This is a genomic window from Nocardia sp. NPDC024068 (assembly GCF_040638875.1).
Taxonomy (GTDB): Bacteria; Actinomycetota; Actinomycetes; order Mycobacteriales; family Mycobacteriaceae; genus Nocardia.
In genome coordinates this window covers 13494-32283 of sequence record NZ_JBEZYU010000004.1, presented here as the reverse complement: position 1 = coordinate 32283, position 18790 = coordinate 13494, and the positions used below count along the sequence as shown (strand labels likewise).

Sequence of the window (18790 nt, the reverse complement as noted above, 5' to 3'; positions counted from 1 at the left end):
GCTTCAGTCCCGATAGACCCGCACGTAGGCGTTCGTCGCCGTCCCGATGCTCATCGGGCCCAGGCACGAGGCCGTGCCGTGTCCGGAGGGGCCGAAGGAACCGCTCCACGAACCCTGGTACGGGCCGACGGCCATGAGCGGAAACGCATTGGGCACGCCGTGTAGGCCGAAACATTCGACGATCAGGGTGTACTCCCGTCCCGGGGGTCCTTCGTCGTGGCAGGTCGCCGCCGCGCCGACCAGGTCCCGCGTGACAGCACAGTCCTGCGGTGCGGCGTGGGCGGCCCCGGCGCCGGCAACCGTGGCGAAACCCGATACCACGGCGGCGGCAAGAACGGTCCGTGCGGCGACTGTTGTCGTCCTTCTCATACGAAATCCCATCTCCCACTTTGCTTCACTGTCGCTGGACCATCGATCGCCCATCGTCCGGCGTTACGAACCGAGGGCCGATATGGCTTGCGCCACTTGCCCGGGCCCGACGGCTCATGGCCGCCGGTGGCCCGGGACGGGCATTGCTCAGAGACGGGTCATGGTCGAGGAGTAGCCACCGCCGCCGGGGTAGACCCATTCGCCGGTGACAGTGGTGCCGGCGGCATCGAAGGTGCCCCGGTAGTAGGCGGGGCCGCCTTTGGCGCCGGCCCAGATGGTGAGGGTGTCGCCGGTGAGTTCGTAGACGTAGTCGAAGGTGTTGCCGGTCGAGTCGTAGTACCGGGAAGCCACATCGGGGCCGGTGGGTTCGCCGAACGGGCGCAGGTTGCCGATCACTTCCATACCGGTGACGGGTTCGCCGTACTGGGTGAGGTCGATGTGCTGGAGCAGGAAGAACCGGCCGGGCATCCATTCGTAGCGCACGGTTCCTTCCGCGCCGCCGCTGACCCTCCAAGTGCCGGTCAGGCGGTCGAGGGCCTTCAGTTCGGGGGTGGGCTGCTGCGGGGTGTCGTTCATTTCGTCCTCCTGTGGGGGTTGGTCACTGTGACCTCGGAACCGGCGGGCGGCCTTCGACCGGATTCATATGTGATCTGAATCACTGATCAGAGTGTCGAGATCTGCGCGGTGGCTCCGAGGTAGCGGTGCGAACCATTTCCGAGGAAGGAATCCGATGACCAGATCAGCCACTACCCTGGCCGCCACCGCCACCGCCCGTGCTCCCTACCGGGCCACCGAGGGCCTACTGCTCGCGGGCGCTGCCGCCGGGCCGGTGTTCTTCGCCTCGGCGATCACTCAGATGCTCACCCGCGAGGGCTTCGACATCACCCGGCACCCGATCAGTCAGCTCGCCACCGGCGACCTCGGCTGGATCCAGATCCTCACTTTCGTCACCGCGGGGGTGGGCGCACTGGCCCTGGCCGCTGGTATCGGCCGCACGCTCACGGAAGGAACCGGGCGGCGGGCGCTGCCCGTTCTGGTGGGAATCTTCGGAATCGGGCTCATCGCGGCCGGGGTGTTCACCATGGACCCGGAGAACGGGTTTCCGGCCGGCACCCCCGACGGGCCGGTGGCCCAGATGTCCTGGCACAGCGTCGCGCACTCGGCCGCCGCTGCCGTGGCCTTCACCGCGCTCGCGATCGCGGCCCTGGTGCTGTGTGTGCGGTGCGCTCGCCGGCGACTGGTGGTACCCGCCGTGGGGAGTGCGGTGGCCGGGCTCGTCCTGCTGGTGCCGATAACACCCGAATACATGAGTGTCCAGATCGCGATCAACGGTCTGGTCGCCTTCACGTGGACCACTGTGCTGGCGCTGACGTGCCGCCGCGCCGTCTGAGCGGACCCCGGCCGGACACCGGTTACCGTAACGACAACCCCCACCACCTCGGAGGACACAGTGAAATATCTGCTGCTCGGCTACACACCGGCCACCGGGTGGGACGCCGCGACCGCCGATACGCCCTCGGCGGAGGCGCTTGCGGCGTTCGCCACCTATCAGCAGCTGGAACAGGAGCTGACCGCTTCCGGCGAGCTGGTTTCCACCGAGGGCCTGGGCCACCCGGCCGTCAGTACGACCGTCCGCAAGACCGCCGACGGCGTGGTGGCGACCGACGGGCCTTTCGCGGAACTGAAGGAGGTACTGGCCAGCTTCGCCGTGATCGATGTCGCGGGACATGAACGGGCCGTGGAGATCACTGCCCGCATCGTCGAGGCGCTCGGTGAACCGATCGAGATCCGCCCGATCATGGGCGCGGACTTCACCGCGTGACATCGCAGATCGAGGATCTGCTGCGCGCCGAAGCGCCGCAGGTCCTCGGTGCGCTGGTCCGCCGGTTCGGGCGCTTCGATATCGCCGAGGACGCGGTGCAGGAAGCGTTGCTGGTCGCCGCCGGCAGGTGGGAGGCCGAAGGTGTCCCCGACGACCCGCGCAGTTGGCTCATCCGTGTCGGCTACCGGCGAATGGTCGATCTGCTGCGCTCCGACCGGGCTCGTCGCCGCCGTGAGCTCGAAACCGGCGCCGCCGAGCTCGCCATGGCCGAACCCGCGCGTGCCGTGCAGGGCGACGGAATCGACGACAGTCTCACCCTGCTCCTGCTGTGCTGCCACCCCGCACTCGGCCACACCTCCCAGGTGGCACTGACCCTCCGCGCGGTCGGCGGTCTGACCACCGCCGAGATCGCGCACGCCTACGGCACGTCCGAGGCCACCATGGGCACTCGGATCAGCCGCGCCAAACAACAACTCGCCAAGGCGGGCGCCCGGTTCACCCTTCCCACCGATACCGACCGCGACAGCCGGACAACAGCGGTCCTGCGCGTGCTCTACCTCATCTTCAACGAGGGGTACACCGCCACCACCGGCGTCGATCTCACGCGCGTGGACCTCACCGCCGAAGCCATCCGGCTGACCAGAATGCTGCACGCCACCCTTCCGGGCGACGCCGAAGTGACCGGCCTGCTCGCCCTGATGCTGCTCACCGAATCCCGCCGCGCGGCGCGTACCGACGCGGGCGGACTCATTCCCCTCGCCGAACAGGATCCGAGCCGGTGGAACCGTGAAATGATCGATGAGGGAACCACGCTCATCGACAGTGTCTGGAACCGGGCCCCGGCCGGTCCCTATCAACTCCACGCGGCGATCGCCGCGGTACACGCCGCCGCCGGGCCGGGTCACACCGACTGGCCCCAGATCGCGATGCTGTATCTGTGGCTCGAACGCCTCACGCCCACACCGCCCGTTCAGCTCGCCCGCGTGGTCGCCGTCGCCCACGCCCACGGCCCCGCCCGGGGCCTGGCCCTGCTCGACGACCTCAACCGGCGCCATCACCTCGATCGAGACCCCCTCACCCGGCAACGCGAACATGCCGTCCGCGCCCACCTCCTGCAGCAAACCGGTGACCAGGCCACGGCGGCCGAACTCTTCCGCCGCGCCGCCGACCTCACCGGGAATCAGGTCGAACAGCGCTACCTGCACCGCAAAGCCGATCAACTCGACCGGCCACAGCCGCCGACTGCCCGGCGAACTCGATAACCGGCCACCGGAGGTGTATCCGGCCCGGCCCGGGTCTTGAATGTTCATCATTTTCTGAATACAGATTCTGATGTACTGTCTGGGTATGGAGACCGCTGTCCACACCGACGCACTCGCCCGATTCGGCCACGCCCTGTCCGACCCGACCCGGACCCGGATCTTGCTGAGCCTGCGGCGGGCTCCGGGGTATCCGTCGGAGCTGGCCGCCGAGATCGGCGTGACCCGGCAGATCCTGTCCAACCACCTCGCGTGCCTGCGCGGTTGCGGACTCGTGGTCGCGATACCCGAAGGCCGGCGCAGCCGCTACGAACTCGCCGACGCCCGGATCGCCGCGGCGCTGGGGGATCTGCTGGGGTTGGTGCTGGCGGTGGATCCGGCGTGCTGCCCGGATGCCGGAACCGAAGGCTGCTGCTGATGGCGGCGCCGCTCGGTATGCCCGCTGCGGTGGCGGCCGGCCCCGGCCCGGCCCGGAAGTCGGTGCTGACGCGGCGGATCCGCTGGTTCGTCGCCGCGACCATCACCTACAACGTCATCGAGGCGGTCATCGCGCTCACCGAAGGGGCCCGGGTCTCCTCGACCGCGTTGATCGGGTTCGGCCTGGACTCGGTGATCGAGGTGTCCTCGGCGGCCGCGGTGGCGTGGCAGTTCGCCGGCCGCGACCCGGAGGCGCGGGAGAAGGCCGCACTGCGGATCATCGCGTTCTCCTTCTTCGCGCTCGCCCTGTACGTCACCGTCGACTCGATCCGGGCCCTGTCCGGGCTCGGCGAAGCCCGGCACTCGGCGATCGGTATCGGGTTGGCCGCGGCGAGTCTGGTGATCATGCCGGTGCTCTCGGCCGCCCAGCGCCGGGCCGGACGTGAACTCGGATCCGCCTCCGCGGTGGCCGATTCCAAACAGACCCTGCTGTGCACCTACCTCTCGGCGGTGCTGCTGACCGGCTTGTTGCTCAACAGCCTGTTCGGGTGGTCATGGGCCGATCCGCTCGCCGCACTGGTGATCGCCGCGATCGCGGTCCGCGAAGGAATCAACGCCTGGCGCGGGGACTCCTGCTGCCCTCCTCCGGCCGCGTTCAGCCGGGACAATTCCACCGCCGACGACTGCGACTGCTGCGAACCGGCGGGCCGTCTTGATTGACTGGGGGTATGAGTGAGAAGCGTTCGAGTGCGGTGCGATCGACCGTGCTCGCTACCACCCTGTTCGGATTCGTCTGCGGGATCGCGGTGCTGGCCGTGGCCGCCGTCTGGTGGAAAACCGGTCCGGATTCGGTGAGTTGCTACTACGCGACCTATGACCCGGACCCGGCGTTCGACCCGTTCGACGGGATGGTCGGGAAGATGTGGCCGACCCGGTGGTTCTGGGCCGGGCTGATCGTGGCGCCCACGGTGGTGGGCGCGCTGTCCGGTCTGGCCGCGACCCGCTTCGGTATCCGCCTGCACCGGGTGCCGCACGCGGCGTGAGTGAAATCTACGAGCGGCCGAGCGGGGCCAAGCCTGATACCGCCAGCTGGAAGAGCCGGTCCGCCCGGCCGGAATGGTCGGGGTAGGGCTCGGTGGCCAGGGTGATTCCGACGATCAGCGTGATGAGATCCGCGACGGTGAGGTCCGGTGCGACGGCGCCGTGGCGTACGGCGCGCCGCAGAAGTGGGGCGGCGGCTTCCTCCAGGGCCGCCGAGCAGGCGTTGTCGTGGACCGATTCGGGATCGGCGCCGTCGTAGCTCAACGCGGCGGCGAGACCGCGGGCCGCGACGCAATAGGCGACGAGCTCGTTCAGCCAGGTCAACAGCGCGCCACGGCTGTCGCTGTCATCGCACAATTCGCGAGCCCGGCCGGCCAGGGCCTCGATCCGCTGCCGGGATACCGCTTCCAGCAATGCGCGACGGCTCGGGAAGTGGCGGCGCACGGTCGCCGAGCCGACTCCCGCGGTACGGGCGATCTGTTCCAGGGAGGCGTCGGCGCCGTGCGCGGCCACTTCGGCCTCGGCCACCGCGAGGATGCGGGCGTAGTTGCGCCGGGCGTCGGCGCGCTGGGTATCGGGCATGGCGTCCTCTCCGGGGTTGCTAAATGGCGGGCCCCGCCATATCGTAGCGTGGACGTAAACGGCGGGCCCCGCCGTTTATGGCCGATCGAATCAGAGGAGCGACGTTATGCCCGGACAATCCGAAGCGGTACTGGTCACCGGTGCCACCGGCAAACAGGGCGGGGCCACCGTGCGCGCCCTGCGTGCGGCGGGAGTGCCCGTGCGCGCACTGGTGCGTGACCCGGACGGGGAACGGGCACGGGCCGTCGCGGCGCTCGGCGCCGAACTGGTCACCGGCGACCTCGGCGACCGCGATTCGGTGACCCGGGCCGCGAAGGGCGCCCGCGCCGTCTTTTCCGTGCAGATGCCCCCGCTGACGGCGGCGGGTTTCGATTTCGACGGTGAAGTGGTCCAGGGAATCAACCTCATCGAGGCGGCGAAGGCTGCCGGGGTCGAGCAGTTCGTGCACACCTCCGTCAGCGGCGCGGGGCAGCACACCGAACTCCCGGGCTGGGCCGAAGGCCGCTGGGCGGCAATGGCGCCCAGTATGGGGGCCAAGGCCGCGATCCAGGATCGGCTCCGGGCGGCGGGATTCCGCTACTGGACGCTGCTCAAACCGGGCTTCTTCATGGAGAACTTCCTGCCGTCCATGTCCTATCTTTTTCCCCGTGGTGTGGAGGGCGGCCTGGTGGGGGTGCTGAAGTCCGATACCCGGCTGTCACTGGCGGCGGTGGACGATATCGGAGCGGCGGCTGCCGCGGCCGTGCTCGCGCCGGAACGGTTCGACCGGGTCGAACTGGAGCTGGCCAGTGATTACCTGTCGATGTCCGAGATCGCCGAGGTGCTCACCCGGGTTCTCGATACACCCGTGGCCGCTCCGGATATGACCGAGGAACAGGCCTTCGCCGCCGGTATGCCGCCCATGGGCGCCGGACTCGAATTCATCAATGTGGTCGGCCAGCCCGGCCGGCCGGAGTATGCGCGAGCCCTGGGCCTATCGCTCACCGGCTTCGAGGAGTGGGCGGCCCGCTATATGCGGGCCGACGCCTGAAACCGGTGTGATCGAAACCGGGCGCCGCCCTACAGCGCGCCGAGGAACCGCCAGGTGTTCAGTTCGTCCTCGGCGCCGCCCAGTTCGGTCTGGGTGACCAGCAGCTCGGTCGCGCCGGCGTCGGCGTAGCGGCGTAGTTCCGCTTCGACCTCGGCTTCGGTGCCGATCACCGCCAGCTCGGCCGCACGGGCGACGCCTTCGCGTTCGAGGACCGAGCGATAGGAGGGAATCCCGTCGTAGAAGCCCAGCTGTTCGGCGGCGCGGGCGCGCACCCGGTCGGGATCGGCGGTCACCACAACGACCACGCCCGCGATCACCCGGGGTGCCGGGCGGCCGGCGGCCTGCGCGGCGGCCTGGATCCGGGGCACGATGTGCTCGCTCAGGGTGCGCGGGCCCGCCAGGAACGGGACGGTTCCGTCGGCGAGTTCCCCGGTCACCGCCAACGCTTGCCGGCCCATGGCGGCGACGACGATATCGGGCCCCTCGCCGCCGGCGACCGCGGCGGGCAGCGCGGGCGCGGCCGTCAGGGTTTCCCCGGCGAAATCGGCGGTACCGGTGTCGAGCAGGGAACGCAGGACGGTCAGGTACTCGCGCAGCCGGCGGATCGGGCGTTCGGTGACAATGCCGAACGCGGGCTCCTCCAGGGCCGCGGCACCGAGACCGAGGCCGAGAGTGAACCGGCGATGCGAGGCCGCGTGGGCGGTCTGGGCCTGACTCGCGACCACCAGCGGATGCCGTGGATTGATGGGCACCACCGACGTCCCGACCCGGAGTCCCGGGACGGCGGCCCCGACCACCGCGGCGACCGAGAGCGCGTCGGTGTCGAAGCGCTGCGCGAACCAGGCCCGGTCTATTCCGGCCCGCTGCACGGTCCGGGCCCGGTCGACGACATCGTCGACGGCGTTGACCGCGGCGGGACGCGGTTGGAGGGCAATTCCTACGGGTGCGGTGAACGACATGCCCGCCGCAACGCCCCGCCGGCCGGGAAGTATTCCGGCGCCATCCCATTGGACTCACCCTGAATATGAACGGCGACAACGTGCTACGGCCTCCATACGGTAGGCCTCACTACCCGGGTCGCCGGTCGATCGCGACGGAACCCGGTGTCGATGATGTCGGCGGAGGATCGGTTTCCCATGAGCGCAGTCGCATCGGTCGGCGACACCGGGACCACCGGGGCGCCGGTGACCAACGACGAGTCCACCCTGCCGGTGGCGCGGACCCGGCACCCCTGGCGCTGGGTGGTGTCGGCGGTGGCCCTGGTGCTGGTCGCGCAGTTCGTGCACGAACCCGGTGGCCGTCTACCATTTGGCGACCTCCGGCGATACGAAGATCGCGGCGGCCTTCTCGGGGGCCGGGGAGGCGCTGCAGGCCGAGATCGCGGTGGCGACCAACAAGGACAACGGCCTGATCGCCGCGGTGCACGCGGCGCTGCAGCACGCCATCGACAACGGCACCTATCAGCGGGTCATCGACCGGTGGGGCCTGCACAGTGAGGTGGTGTCCCAGTCGCGGATCAACCCGCCCGGGTTGCCGAAACCGGAGGGATGAGCCGATGCGCCGTATCGTGCACGTCGGACAGCACGATCCGCTGGCCGCGCCGCTGCTGGCCGAACTGGCGGTCGAATACAGCAGCCGCTACGGCAGCACCGTCGACGAGGTCCGCCACGATCTGACGACCTATCCCGCCGACGAATTCGCCCCGCCCGGCGGCGATCTGCTGGTCGTCGTCGAGGACGACCGGCCGGTGGCGGGCGGGGCCTTCCGCCGCTACGACTCCGATACCGCGGAACTGAAACGGATCTGGACAGCGCGGACACACCGCCGCCGGGGCCTCGCCCGGCTGGTGCTGGCCGAACTGGAGGCCGAGATCGCCCGCCGCGGTTACCGGCGGATCTTCCTCACCACCGGACCCCGTCAGCCCGAAGCCGCAGCGCTCTACAATGCGGCCGGATACACCCCGCTACCGCGTGACATCCAGCACGAGATCGGTCCGCTGCACCCGTTCGAGAAGTACCTGGCGGTCGCGGGAGTCACGCGCCGGTCGACGGCCACACCGGCACACCGTAGACATTCAGTTTCGTAATCCCTCCGGCCGCGGCGGCGCTCAATCCCACCGCGGAGAATCGCCAGTCCGCCCCCGAGACGTGTGCGCAGTCCGCGAGCGTGTCCACCGCGCGTGTCGTGCCGTGGTGGCGGCTCGCCAATTCCCGTACCTGTGCGGTGATATCCCGCCGGCCCGCGATCAGATGCAGCGTCGTGACAGGGCCCTCCACGCCGCGTGCGCAGCACACGAAGAAGGTGTGGCCGTACAGCAGAGCCGGATCGAACCCGCAGTCCACGAGTTCGGAGATCACCTGCCACGCGGTGTCGCCGAAGTGGCGGATCAGTTTCATCGGCGCGGCGAGGTCACGGGGGGTCTTCAGATACATCTTGTGGGTGATCCCCCCACGATCGTCCACCTCGATCGCCGCGAACGAGGGCTTGAGGTACGCCTCGTCCCCGGGCACCGAGAACAACCCGGCGAATTCGGGAAAGGCGCCCGCCAGCCGGTCCAGTCTGCCGCGCGTATCCGCCCTGCCGTAGACCTTGAGGCGGGCCGGGTGGTCCGGCGCGGACGCATGGTGGGCGATACCCGTCCACGCCGCGGACCGGACCCGGACCGGGGACCGGGGGTAGAGCGTTTCGATGAACGATCTGAGGAGCCCCCTGTGGCCTCGGCCGCCGTCCGGCAGTTGTGCGGTGAGGTCGTCGATGGCGTCGGTCTGGGCCATAACCCGGGTGTCGAGCATCGTTTCCTGAGAAGCGGTCTCGGTGACGTAGCGGATCGCGGGCGCGAATGCCGCCTGCCCGCCGGTGACGCTGACCTCGAACGGCGTTCCCGAGGCGGTGAGGGTGCTGGCGCGGCGACCGTCCGGCCGCCGCGCTCTCGGCTCCCCTCCGCAGGCGCGTCCGAATACGGTTCGGATCATCACCGGATCACAGGCCGGGGCGAGCTGTTCCGCGATAGCGACAAGGTATTCCGCGGCCGCGACAGTGGGCAGTGTTCCGGGAACCGGTGCCGAAGGGTCGTGGATCGCATCGGCGTCGATGGGTGCTCCTCTGCTCGCCGGTGCCGACGAGTTCGGCGATGCGCACGCTCGTATGGGGCCTGAGCCTGTGATGCTAGCGGGGACTCGGAGCGGCGGTGTGGGTGTCGCGGCCTCCTTTCAGCCAGAAGAAGGAACCCGGGCGGGCCGCTTCGCGGCGGAGTTGCCACAGCGTGCTCCGGCAGACCGCTTCCTTGATCCCGGCCGCGACCCGTCCGCCGACGAAGAGGTTCACCGGAGTGTCGTCGCGGCGGGCCGTCTGGATGATCGCGTCGCCGCGGCCCAGGCTGACGCAGGAACCGACGAATGCCTGATCGATCGAGTCCGGCGGGGCGCCGGCGAGCCGGGCGAGGACGGTATCGGCGGCCTGCGCGCCGAGCGGGTTCGCGGCCTGACAGCTCATTCGCAGGGGTTGGCCCGAGGGCGCGGCGGCGTCGCCGGCGGCCACCACCCGGTCGTCGTCGACGCTGGTCAGGGTTTCGTCGGTGCGTAGCCGGCCCAGCTCGTCGGTATCGAGGCCGCTGGCCCGGGCCAGTGCGGGCACGCCGAATCCGGCGGTCCAGATGGTCACCGCGCTGGGCAGCCCGGTGCCGTCGGCGAGGACGACCGAATCGGACCGCACCTCGGCGACCGATGCGGTTACGAGTACCTCGACATGGTGCCGTGCCAGCCGTTTCGCCACCGACCGGCGCCCGGCCGCGCTCAGTGCCGGCGCCAGCGTGCCTCCGCAGACCAGCCGGACGGCGCGCCCGCGGTCCGCGAGTTCGACGGCCGTCTCGAGCCCGGTGAGGCCGGCGCCGACCACTGTCACCGGCGCGTCCACCGGCAGCCGCCCGAGGGCCGCGCGCAGTCGCTCGGCCTGTTCGAGTTCGGCGATCGGGTAGGCGAGCTCGGTGGCACCCGGTACCGCGGCGAGATCGGCGGCGGTACTGCCCACGGCATAGACGAGATAGTCGTAGACCAGGGTGTCGCCGGCGGCGAGATGGACGGTGCGGGCGGCGGTATCGATACGGGTCGCGGTGTCGACGACCAGGGCGATACCGTCGCCCAGCAGTGAGTCGTAGTCCGCGACGGCCGTACCGGTACCCGCGGCGAGCTGGTGCAGCCGGATCCGCTGCACGAAATCCGGTCGCGGGTTCACCAGGGTGATATCGATATCGGTACGTCCGCGCAGGCGGTTGGCCGCCAGCGTGCCGGCGTAACCGCCGCCGATCACGACGACGTGGGTGCGCTGCTGGGACATGGTGGCTCCGTTCTCTCGGGTCTTCGTTCGGTAGACGAGGTCGAACGGCCGGCCGTGACGGGCTGTGACCGTTGTCATCATCGGGCACCCGGCCGCCGTACCGATGTTCCGCGCGCCGGATCCGGTCGTCACGCGGATGTCGGTGCCCGTTGCTAACTTTCGCGTCGACGCGCAACGACGACGAGCGGGACCGAGCATGACCACATCGACCACCACCCCGGCGACCACCACCTATCTGGAACTCTCCGAAGACGGAGGTTCGGCGCACAAGTTCTACGAGGTCGTCGTGGACGGCACCCGGGTCTCCATCCGCTACGGCCGTATCGGTGACCACGGGCAGAGCAAGGTCAGCTCCTTCGCGGACGCGCGGAAGGCGCAGGCGGCGGCGCAGAAGAAGATCGGCGAGAAGATGCGTAAGGGTTACGCGCCTGCGGTGCCGGGCGCGCGGGCGGCCCGGCCGGTCACCCGGCGGACCATCACCAGCCGGACCTCCACCGCCCGCACCGCACCGGTGCTGTGGAGTTTCGATTCCGGAGCCGCGGCGTTCGGTATCTTCATCGACTCGCAGCGCTGCTGGGTCGGCAACGAGAACGGTGATGTCTTCACCCTTACCCCGGAGGGCGCGGTCACCGGCCGCTTCCGGCTGCCGGACGCGGTGAAATGCATTGTCGCCGACGATTTCTGGATCTACGCGGGTTGTGACGACGGCCGGGTCTACGATCTGTCCGGCAAGGTGCCGCGGGCCGCCTACGATATCGCCACCGATGTCGATATCTACTGGCTCGATATCCACGACGGAATCCTCGGGGTCTCCGATGTCCAGGGTGGTCTCACCGTGATCGACCACGAGGAGGAATCGCTGTGGACCCGCCGCAGCGACGGGAACTCCGGCTGGATGGTGCGTATCGATGCCGACGGCGTCTACCACGGCCACTCCGGCGGGGTGACGAAATATGAGCTGATCAGCGGTAATCATCGCTGGCACCGGAGCACCGGCGGCGCTGTCCTGTTCGGCTGGCGGGAGGCGGACGCGGTGTACGCGGGCACCACCCACAACCAGGTGCGGATGCTGGACAAGAGTGGGAGCGCCGACCGGGCGTTCCAGTGTGATGCCGCGGTGTATTCGTGCGCGGCCTCCCCGGACGGACGCTACGTCTTCGCCGGTGACAACTACTCGTCGGTCTACTGCTTCGATGCCGAGGGCCGGCGGGTATGGAAGCTCGGTACCGGCTGCGGTTCGGCGTATTCGATGCAGTACCACGACGGAAAGCTGTATCTGGTCACCACGAACGGCACCCTGGCCTGCCTCGATGTGAGTGAGACGGCGGTCCGCGACGCCGAACAGGGCGTGGTGCCGCAGGCCGTGTCGATCAAGGCGCCGGAACTGGCGCCGGTGGTGCCCAGCAGCACCGTGGAGGTGGTCGCCGATGCCGGTGGGGGGATCGTCGTCGAATGTATCGATGTGCAGGGACGGTTGCGGGTGCATATCGTCTCGCCGGGCTACCGCCGGGAATGGAATGTGCAGTTCCCCAGGGATATCCGGCAGGCCGGTGTCCGCTATGTGGTCGACGGTGTCGCGGAGTCGGCGCGCGGCGGGTTCTACCGGGTGCGCGGCGATATCCGCCGGTTGACCTGAGCCCGGCCGGGATGCATGGGCCGGGGCCGTGGTCCACGGGCAGCGGTTTCGAACACGGAGCGGGCGGATCGGAACGCCCCACCGATCACGCTGAGCGCAACGCTGTCCGGCGGGCCGTGCGGGTCATACCGTCGAAAGGTGGTATCGCACAACGGCCCCCGGCGCCGGCATCTGAAGACGGTCACCGGCGTCAGCGGCGGCGCCGATATCTACGCGGCGGCCGTCGACCCGCGAATTTCCACCCTCGATCGCGCGCTGGAGGTCGCCAGGACGGCCGAGCAGCACCGGTTCGACGCGCTCTTCGCGGCCGATCTGCTGGCCTTCGGCGCGCAGGGCGCGATCGGCGCCCAGGAACCGCTGATCTATCTCTCGGCGCTCAGCGCGGTGACCTCGCGGATCGGACTGATCGCGACCGTCACCACCACCTTCCATCACCCGTACAACCTGGCCCGGCTCTTCGGCACGCTCGACCATGTGAGCAACGGCCGCGCGGCCTGGAACGCCGTGACCTCCTCGCTGGGGGAGGAGAACTACGGCAGCGGGGAACTGCCGGGCCCCGAGGAGCGCTACGCGCGGGCCGCCGAATCGCTGGAGGTGGTGAACGCGCTCTACGACTCGTGGCACGAAGGCGCGTTACGCGCGGACGGACACGGTGGCGCGGCACTGGATCCGTCGCGGGTGCGTCCGATCGACCACAAGGGCCGGTACTTCACCGTGCGCGGGCCGTTGAACATCCCGCCACTGCCGCAGCGACGGCCGGTGCAGTTCCAGGCCGGCCAGTCGGCGGGCGGGGTGGAACTCGGCGCCCGCTTCGCCGAAGTCGTGTTCACCTCGCTCACCACCCTCGACGACGCCCTCGCCTACACCGGCGCCATCCGCGGCCGGGCCCGGGAACTGGGTCGTGCGGAGGGGTTGCCCTATATCTTCAGTTCCTTCCACGCCACCTACGGCGCGTCCGAGGCCGAGGTCGCGCGCCTGGTGCGTGACGAAGAGGAGTCCTTCGATCTCGAGGCGGGCCGCGGGGTGCTCGAGGATATGCTCGGCGGCGGCGTGGATCTCTCGGAACTGCCACTGGACCGGCCGCTTCCGGAAGCCCTGCTGCCCGAACCGGGTTCGGTGCACCGCCGGCGCGGGCGGGTCGAGATCTTCCGCCGGCTCGCCTCGGGGCGCACGCTGCGGGAACTGATCCTGGAAGCCCGGCACACCGGGCACTGGTCGGCCGCGGGCACCCCGGAGCAATTGGCCGACGTGATCGAGGAGCGTTATCGCGCCGGTGTACTCGACGTGATCTCCCTGGGCGGGCTCGATAATCCCCGCACCCGCGATTTCGTCGTCAACGGGCTGCTGCCCGAACTCCGCCGGCGCGATATCGCCGGCAGCGACTATCTGGGCGCCACTTTCCGCGAAAACCTCGAGCTGCCGCCGCTGCCCGAGCCGGCGGCGCCCGGCCGGTAACCCCGCAACACGCAAACACGCTGGTCACCGGATAGACGCCGGTCGAGACGTATCGTTGACCCACACGCGGCCCAGGCCGTGCCGCTCGTACGTATTCGAGGACCCGGCACAGATCCGGCCGTCAGCGAGCCGGTGACCACCATCAGAAGGGGCGACCGGTATGTGCACCACATTCAGGATCGAAACCGCCGAGCGTGATGTGATCGCGGGCCGCACCATGGAATTCGGCCTGGACCTGCAATCCCGGCTGATGGTCGTGCCGCGGGGGTTCGAGTTCCAGGGGCGCAGCCCGGACCCGTCGATACCCGGTCTGACCTGGACCGGTGCCTACGGGATCGTGGGTATGGACCTGTTCGGCCAGGACTGCCTGGTGGACGGACTCAACGAGGCCGGTCTGTATTTCGGCGCCCTCTACCTGCCGGGATTCTCGCGGTACCAGGAGGTTCCGGCGGGCCGGGAACTCGATTCGCTGTCCCAGCTCCACGATGTGGGCAACTATCTGCTGTCCACCTGCGCGTCGGTGACCGACGCGAAACGCGCCATCGGGGAGGTGCTGGTGTGGGGAGCGCCGGCGCCCGGCCGGGACGAGCCGGTCGGCCTGCACTACGCGCTGCACGACAGCGGTGGCGATTCGCTGGTGATCGAATACGTCGGCGGGCAGCTGCGCGTCCACGACAACCCGCTGGGAGTGATGACCAACTCCCCGCCCTTCGATTGGCATCTGCTGAACCTCGGCAACTACGTCAATCTGTCGGCGACCAATGTCCCGGACCTCGACCTCACCGGATACGACGTGCGGGCACTCGGGCAGGGCAGCGGGCTGCTAGGGCTGCCCGGCGATTTCACGCCGCCGTCGCGGTTCGTCCGGGCCGTCGCGCTGAGCCGGTCCGCGAAGACCACCGCGGACGCCGCCGAAGGTGCGGTACTGGCCTCACATATCGTCAACAGCTTCGATATCACCAAGGGCCTGGTACGCGGGGAGGAGTCCGACGAGTACACCGAGTGGTCCGTCCTGGCCGATCTCGGCGGCCGGCACTATTTCGTCCGCTACTACGAGCATCCGGCCTGGTACCGGGTGGATTTCTCGGCGATCGACTTCCGGCAGGGCGATATCACCCGGCTGGATACCTCCGACGCCGGCTGGTTCGTCGACGTGCGCATGCCGTCGAATGCCGCCGCGCGATAGTCCGCGAGCACCCTCAGAAGTAGCGGACCGCGATATACGCCCAGGCCAGAACGCAACTGAGCACGGTGACCACGACGCCGTACCGGGTGAACTGCCAGAAGGTGATCCGGTGACCCGCGCGCCGATCAGGGCGAGCCCCTGCCGCAAACCCTGCTCACGCCCCGGGAAGAGGAGATCGTGAAACTGGTCGCCGAGGGTTACTCCTCCCGGGAGATCGCGACCGATCTGTTCATCAGCGTGAAAACGGTGGACCGCCACCGTGCGAATGTGCTGCAGAAACTGGGATTACGTGACCGGCTCGCCCTCACCCGCTACGCGATCCGCGCGGGTCTCATCGAACCCTGATCCCGTATCGCCCGCCCGCCACGGCAGCAGCACCGAACTGGCGAGCAGGACAACGGCGGCGGCTCCGATGGCCGCGCGCACACCGACGGCGGCCGCGAGAACGCCGCCGAGCGCGATGAAGGCGGGCTGGAAGCATTTCGCGCTGACCGACCAGGTGGTGCGCACCCGGGCCAGGTAGCCGTCGGCGGTGCGATTCATCCGGTAGGTGGCGAAAATCGGATTGAACACCCCGGCGCAGAAGAGAAGAAGAGTTTCGCCGACAATGATGAGAGCCAGACCAAAGGTGCCTGGACTTGCCAGGTAAAGGGTGCCGAGCCAGCAGGTTCGCAAGGTGCCGAATCCGAGCAGGATCGTTCTGGCGCCGAACAGGCCGGCCAGCTTCGGAGCGCAGAGTGCGCCGAGGAGGCCGCCCGCCCCCGCCACCCCGAGGGCGAGCCCGTACTGCCAGGGGGCGAAGCCGAGTTCGCGGAGCATGAGCAGGGCCAGCAGCGGTGAGACCAGTGTGACGCACCCGCCGAAAACCATGCCGTTCCAGAACAGCCGGTGCAGGACCGGGTCGCGGAAGATATGGACCCAGCCGGTGTGGACCTCCGACAGGACCCGGCCTGTTCGGGGTCTGCGCGCCGGGGGCGGTTCGGGGACTCCGGTCCCGCGAATCGTCAGGGCCGAGAGTAAATGGCTCGCGGCATCGGCCGCCAGGGTCACCGTGAGACCGAACGCCGAGACCAGCGCCCCGCCGACCGGTGTGCCGATGGTGATCCCGGTCCACAGGGATGTCTCCATCCGCCCATTGGCCCGGATTCGCTGCGCTTCGGGCACAAGGGCTTTCAGATAGGCGTCGTTGGCGGCATGGAACACGATGGCACATACCGTTTGCACGGTGGCCGCCACGCACAGCTGGACATAGGTCAGGACCCCCAACGCGGCAGCGACCGGAATACCGGCCAGCGCCGTACACGCCGCGAGGTCCGCGCAAACCATGACCCCACGTTTGCGTCGTCGCTCGATGAACGAGCCGAGCGGCAGCGCGAGGGCGGCCGCGGCCACGCCCGATACCGCCGACAACAGCGTGACCTGCAGATCGGACGATTCGAGAAGGAGAATCGCGGCCAGCGGCAGTGCGCCCGCACCGAGCGCGCTGCCGAACTGGTTCATGGTGAACGCGGCCCAGACCCGCTGGAACTCGCCGGGTAGCCCGGTGAGCCGATCCTGACGGGCCACCGCAGGTGCATCACCCGAATCGTTTGTGCCGGTGCGCATCACCCGATCGTGCAGTAGTACCCGCCACCTCGCTGCGCGGGCCGGTCAGGACGGTTCGTGATGGGTATCCGCGACGGAACGGTGACCGGGGTGCGCCCGGATCCACTGCGCGTTCCCAAGCGGAATTGCGCAGCAGGCGTAACCCGTTGAGCGCCACGATCACCGTGGAACCCTCGTGCCCCGCCACTCCCAGCGGCAGCGGCAGGGTACCGACCAGGTCCCAGACGACGAGTACGGCGATGAAACCGGCGGCGATGGCCAGATTGGCGAGCACCACCCGCCGGGCCCGGCGGGCGAGGGCGATCACGGCGGGCACCGTCCGGAGATCGTCGCGGACCACGATCGCATCGGCGGTGCGCAGAGTGAGGTCGGCGCCGATACCGCCCATCGCGATACCGGTATACGCGGCGGCGAGCGCGGGGGCGTCGTTGATACCGTCGCCGACCAGGGCGATTCGGTCGCCGTCGGCTTCCAGGCGCCGGACCGCCGCCACCTTGCCGGCGGGTAGGAGCCCGGCCTGGATATCGGTGATACCGGCCTGGGCGGCGATCAGTTCGGTCGCGGCCCGGTTGTCTCCGGTGAGGATCGCAGGCGGGATACCGGTGAGCCGCGTGGCGGCGGTGACCGCGGCCGGTGCTTCCGGGCGGAGGCGGTCGGTGAGGGCGAGGACGCCGACGGGGCGCTCCTCGTAGGTGACCACGACGGCGGTGTGGCCGCGTTCCTGGAAGTGCCGGACGGCCGCCGCGGTGGATTCGTCGAGGGCCGTGCCGAAGAGAGCGCCGGGGGAGAAGACGCCGACGCTGCGGCCGTCCACCCGCGCCGTGACACCGCGGCCCGGATGTGCCGTGAATTCGGCGGCGACCGGCAGCCGCGAGTGGCGGGTCCGTGCGGCCCGCACGATCGCCGCCGCGAGGGGGTGCTCGCTGGGGAGTTCGGCGCCGCCGGCCGATCGGAGCAGAGCGTCTTCGCTGATCTCGGCGTCGAGGCAGCAGATCTCGGCGACCTCCGGTGTTCCCCGTGTCAGGGTGCCGGTTTTGTCGAACACGATTCGCGTGGTGGCACCGAGCCGTTCCATCGCCACGGCCGATTTCACCAGGACACCGTGGCGCCCGGCGTTGGCGAGGGCGGCCAGCAGCGGCGGCATGGTCGACAGGACCACCGCGCAGGGTGAGGCGACGATCATGAAGGTCATGGCCCGCAGGAGTGCCTGCCGCAGCGGGTCGCCGAACAGCAGCGGTAGCGCGAATACCGCGAGCGTGGCCGCCACCATCACCAGCGAATAGCGTTGCTCGATCTTCTCGATGAACCGCTGGGTGCCGGCCTTGGTGCGGACGGCCTCCTCGACCAGCGTCGCGATCCGGGCGACCACCGAATCGCCGGCGCGCCGCGTGACCCGGATACGCAGCGCGCCGGTGCCGTTCACCGTTCCCGCGAAGACCTCGTCGCCGGCCGTCCGGTCGACCGGCAGCGGTTCACCGGTGATGGTGGCCTGATCGACCTCGCTCGCACCCGAGATCACCGTCGCGTCGGCGGCGATCCGCTCGCCCGGCCGGACCGCGAGGATATCCCCGACCCGCAGTTCGGCGGCCCGGACCGTTTCCTCGCTGTCGTCGGGCAGGACCCGGGTGGCGGTATCGGGGGCGAGGTCGAGCAGCCCGCGCACCGAATCCTCGGTCCGGGCGGTCGCCAGGGCTTCGAGGGCGCCGGAGCCGGCGAAGATGACGATCAGCAGTGCGCCGTCGGTGATCTGGCCGATCGCGGCCGCGCCGAGGGCCGCCGCCACCATGAGCAGATCGACGTCGAGGGTGCCGTGCCGCAACGCCCGCAGCCCGGTGAGCGCGGGTTCCCGCCCGCCGGCCGCGTAGCACCCCAGGTACAGGACCCACCAGGTCCAAGACGGGGCGCCGGTGAGCTGCGCCGCCAGTCCGATGACGAACAGGCCGAATGCGACGGCCGCCCAACGGACTTCCGGCAGTTCGAACAGGGCCGTGCGGCGAACCGGCGGCGCCGGGGCGGGGCTCGGGGCGTGGGTCGGTGCGACCAACGGGGTCACCTC

The 18790-nt window shown here is 69.6% G+C and carries 20 protein-coding genes and 2 pseudogenes; 14 read left to right on the top strand and 8 right to left on the bottom strand.

The features are described 5' to 3' along the window. Positions 1 to 3 precede the first annotated feature (3 nt). Positions 4 to 369, bottom strand: coding sequence for a hypothetical protein (locus tag AB0F41_RS07270; RefSeq protein WP_357421877.1), 366 nt, complete (start codon positions 367 to 369; stop codon positions 4 to 6). A 147-nt stretch (positions 370 to 516) separates the two neighbouring features. Continuing rightward, entirely contained in the window at positions 517 to 945 is a 429-nt protein-coding gene (locus AB0F41_RS07265; protein ID WP_357421876.1) for a hypothetical protein, read from the bottom strand. A gap of 154 nt (positions 946 to 1099) precedes the next feature. On the opposite strand from AB0F41_RS07265, the gene AB0F41_RS07260 reads away from it, so the two are divergent. The 6 genes from AB0F41_RS07260 to AB0F41_RS07235 all read left to right on the top strand — a co-directional run bounded on the left by AB0F41_RS07260 (position 1100) and on the right by AB0F41_RS07235 (position 4910). Beyond that, the gene (locus AB0F41_RS07260) at positions 1100 to 1759 is read left to right on the top strand and encodes a DUF998 domain-containing protein (protein ID WP_357421875.1); all 660 of its coding nucleotides are present in this window, start codon (positions 1100 to 1102) and stop codon (positions 1757 to 1759) included. Positions 1760 to 1819: 60 nt separating this feature from the next. Further along, positions 1820 to 2191, top strand: coding sequence for a YciI family protein (locus AB0F41_RS07255; protein ID WP_357421874.1), 372 nt, complete (start codon positions 1820 to 1822; stop codon positions 2189 to 2191). After that, positions 2188 to 3453: a sigma-70 family RNA polymerase sigma factor gene (locus AB0F41_RS07250; RefSeq protein ID WP_357421873.1), complete on the top strand. Its 1266-nt coding sequence runs from the start codon at positions 2188 to 2190 to the stop codon at positions 3451 to 3453. Before AB0F41_RS07255 ends, AB0F41_RS07250 begins: the two co-directional genes overlap by 4 nt. An 85-nt stretch (positions 3454 to 3538) precedes the next feature. Beyond that, positions 3539 to 3868 (top strand): metalloregulator ArsR/SmtB family transcription factor, encoded by a 330-nt coding sequence (locus AB0F41_RS07245; RefSeq protein ID WP_357421872.1) that lies wholly within the window; start codon positions 3539 to 3541, stop codon positions 3866 to 3868. Beyond that, entirely contained in the window at positions 3868 to 4587 is a 720-nt protein-coding gene (locus AB0F41_RS07240) for a cation transporter (RefSeq protein WP_357421871.1), read from the top strand. Before AB0F41_RS07245 ends, AB0F41_RS07240 begins: the two co-directional genes overlap by 1 nt. An 8-nt stretch (positions 4588 to 4595) precedes the next feature. After that, the gene (locus tag AB0F41_RS07235; RefSeq protein WP_357421870.1) at positions 4596 to 4910 is read left to right on the top strand and encodes a hypothetical protein; all 315 of its coding nucleotides are present in this window, start codon (positions 4596 to 4598) and stop codon (positions 4908 to 4910) included. 7 nt (positions 4911 to 4917) lie between these two features. Here AB0F41_RS07235 and AB0F41_RS07230 read toward each other — a convergent pair whose 3' ends face one another. Continuing rightward, entirely contained in the window at positions 4918 to 5490 is a 573-nt protein-coding gene (locus tag AB0F41_RS07230; protein WP_357421868.1) for a helix-turn-helix domain-containing protein, read from the bottom strand. Between the two features lie 106 nt (positions 5491 to 5596). Between AB0F41_RS07230 and AB0F41_RS07225 the strand changes: the two genes are divergently transcribed. After that, positions 5597 to 6520: an NmrA family NAD(P)-binding protein gene (locus tag AB0F41_RS07225; protein WP_357421866.1), complete on the top strand. Its 924-nt coding sequence runs from the start codon at positions 5597 to 5599 to the stop codon at positions 6518 to 6520. A gap of 29 nt (positions 6521 to 6549) precedes the next feature. Here AB0F41_RS07225 and AB0F41_RS07220 read toward each other — a convergent pair whose 3' ends face one another. Beyond that, complete coding sequence (locus AB0F41_RS07220) at positions 6550 to 7479, bottom strand: TIGR03564 family F420-dependent LLM class oxidoreductase (protein WP_357421865.1); 930 nt, start codon at positions 7477 to 7479, stop codon at positions 6550 to 6552. A 177-nt stretch (positions 7480 to 7656) separates the two neighbouring features. Here AB0F41_RS07220 and AB0F41_RS07215 point away from each other — a divergent pair. The 3 genes and pseudogenes from AB0F41_RS07215 to AB0F41_RS07205 all read left to right on the top strand — a co-directional run. Further along, positions 7657 to 7806: pseudogene (locus AB0F41_RS07215) on the top strand (amino acid ABC transporter permease); the annotation flags it as partial. 7 nt (positions 7807 to 7813) lie between these two features. Further along, entirely contained in the window at positions 7814 to 8071 is a 258-nt protein-coding gene (locus AB0F41_RS07210) for a hypothetical protein (protein WP_357422062.1), read from the top strand. Between the two features lie 4 nt (positions 8072 to 8075). Next, positions 8076 to 8606: a GNAT family N-acetyltransferase gene (locus AB0F41_RS07205; protein ID WP_357421864.1), complete on the top strand. Its 531-nt coding sequence runs from the start codon at positions 8076 to 8078 to the stop codon at positions 8604 to 8606. On the opposite strand, the gene AB0F41_RS07200 is transcribed toward AB0F41_RS07205, so the two are convergent. Further along, positions 8554 to 9492, bottom strand: a complete 939-nt coding sequence (locus AB0F41_RS07200) for a hypothetical protein (protein WP_357421863.1) — start codon at positions 9490 to 9492, stop codon at positions 8554 to 8556. The two genes, AB0F41_RS07205 and AB0F41_RS07200, sit on opposite strands and share 53 nt — an antisense overlap. Positions 9493 to 9685: 193 nt before the next feature. Next, on the bottom strand, positions 9686 to 10852 hold the full coding sequence (locus tag AB0F41_RS07195; RefSeq protein ID WP_357421862.1) for an FAD-dependent oxidoreductase: 1167 nt from the start codon (positions 10850 to 10852) through the stop codon (positions 9686 to 9688). 196 nt (positions 10853 to 11048) lie between these two features. On the opposite strand from AB0F41_RS07195, the gene AB0F41_RS07190 reads away from it, so the two are divergent. The 4 genes and pseudogenes from AB0F41_RS07190 to AB0F41_RS07175 all read left to right on the top strand — a co-directional run. After that, complete coding sequence (locus AB0F41_RS07190) at positions 11049 to 12488, top strand: WGR domain-containing protein (protein WP_357421861.1); 1440 nt, start codon at positions 11049 to 11051, stop codon at positions 12486 to 12488. Between the two features lie 138 nt (positions 12489 to 12626). Then, positions 12627 to 13943 carry an NtaA/DmoA family FMN-dependent monooxygenase gene (locus AB0F41_RS07185; RefSeq protein ID WP_357421860.1) on the top strand — a complete coding sequence of 439 codons (1317 nt, stop codon included), beginning with the start codon at positions 12627 to 12629 and terminating at the stop codon, positions 13941 to 13943. A 160-nt stretch (positions 13944 to 14103) separates the two neighbouring features. Beyond that, complete coding sequence (locus AB0F41_RS07180) at positions 14104 to 15129, top strand: choloylglycine hydrolase family protein (protein WP_357421858.1); 1026 nt, start codon at positions 14104 to 14106, stop codon at positions 15127 to 15129. Positions 15130 to 15246: 117 nt separating this feature from the next. Continuing rightward, a pseudogene (locus tag AB0F41_RS07175) lies at positions 15247 to 15474 on the top strand (response regulator transcription factor); the annotation flags it as partial. On the opposite strand, the gene AB0F41_RS07170 reads toward AB0F41_RS07175, so the two are convergent. After that, the gene (locus tag AB0F41_RS07170) at positions 15415 to 16734 is read right to left on the bottom strand and encodes an MFS transporter (protein ID WP_357421857.1); all 1320 of its coding nucleotides are present in this window, start codon (positions 16732 to 16734) and stop codon (positions 15415 to 15417) included. The pseudogene AB0F41_RS07175 and the gene AB0F41_RS07170 overlap by 60 nt on opposite strands. Beyond that, positions 16706 to 18778, bottom strand: coding sequence for a heavy metal translocating P-type ATPase (locus AB0F41_RS07165; RefSeq protein WP_357421855.1), 2073 nt, complete (start codon positions 18776 to 18778; stop codon positions 16706 to 16708). The genes AB0F41_RS07170 and AB0F41_RS07165 overlap by 29 nt, the downstream gene beginning before the upstream one ends. Positions 18779 to 18790: the final 12 nt, after the last annotated feature.

What these genes read in the sequence shown, in the direction of transcription:
- AB0F41_RS07240 (WP_357421871.1), top strand. Translation starts at nt 3,868, where the DNA reads ATGGCGGCGCCGCTCGGTATGCCCGCTGCGGTGGCGGCCGGCCCCGGC.
- AB0F41_RS07180 (WP_357421858.1), top strand. Translation starts at nt 14,104, where the DNA reads ATGTGCACCACATTCAGGATCGAAACCGCCGAGCGTGATGTGATCGCG.
- AB0F41_RS07220 (WP_357421865.1), bottom strand. Translation starts at nt 7,479, where the DNA reads ATGTCGTTCACCGCACCCGTAGGAATTGCCCTCCAACCGCGTCCCGCC.
- AB0F41_RS07195 (WP_357421862.1), bottom strand. Translation starts at nt 10,852, where the DNA reads ATGTCCCAGCAGCGCACCCACGTCGTCGTGATCGGCGGCGGTTACGCC.
- AB0F41_RS07235 (WP_357421870.1), top strand. Translation starts at nt 4,596, where the DNA reads ATGAGTGAGAAGCGTTCGAGTGCGGTGCGATCGACCGTGCTCGCTACC.
- AB0F41_RS07225 (WP_357421866.1), top strand. Translation starts at nt 5,597, where the DNA reads ATGCCCGGACAATCCGAAGCGGTACTGGTCACCGGTGCCACCGGCAAA.
- AB0F41_RS07265 (WP_357421876.1), bottom strand. Translation starts at nt 945, where the DNA reads ATGAACGACACCCCGCAGCAGCCCACCCCCGAACTGAAGGCCCTCGAC.
- AB0F41_RS07245 (WP_357421872.1), top strand. Translation starts at nt 3,539, where the DNA reads ATGGAGACCGCTGTCCACACCGACGCACTCGCCCGATTCGGCCACGCC.
- AB0F41_RS07190 (WP_357421861.1), top strand. Translation starts at nt 11,049, where the DNA reads ATGACCACATCGACCACCACCCCGGCGACCACCACCTATCTGGAACTC.
- AB0F41_RS07205 (WP_357421864.1), top strand. Translation starts at nt 8,076, where the DNA reads ATGCGCCGTATCGTGCACGTCGGACAGCACGATCCGCTGGCCGCGCCG.
- AB0F41_RS07230 (WP_357421868.1), bottom strand. Translation starts at nt 5,490, where the DNA reads ATGCCCGATACCCAGCGCGCCGACGCCCGGCGCAACTACGCCCGCATC.
- AB0F41_RS07260 (WP_357421875.1), top strand. Translation starts at nt 1,100, where the DNA reads ATGACCAGATCAGCCACTACCCTGGCCGCCACCGCCACCGCCCGTGCT.
- AB0F41_RS07200 (WP_357421863.1), bottom strand. Translation starts at nt 9,492, where the DNA reads ATGATCCGAACCGTATTCGGACGCGCCTGCGGAGGGGAGCCGAGAGCG.
- AB0F41_RS07170 (WP_357421857.1), bottom strand. Translation starts at nt 16,734, where the DNA reads ATGCGCACCGGCACAAACGATTCGGGTGATGCACCTGCGGTGGCCCGT.
- AB0F41_RS07270 (WP_357421877.1), bottom strand. Translation starts at nt 369, where the DNA reads ATGAGAAGGACGACAACAGTCGCCGCACGGACCGTTCTTGCCGCCGCC.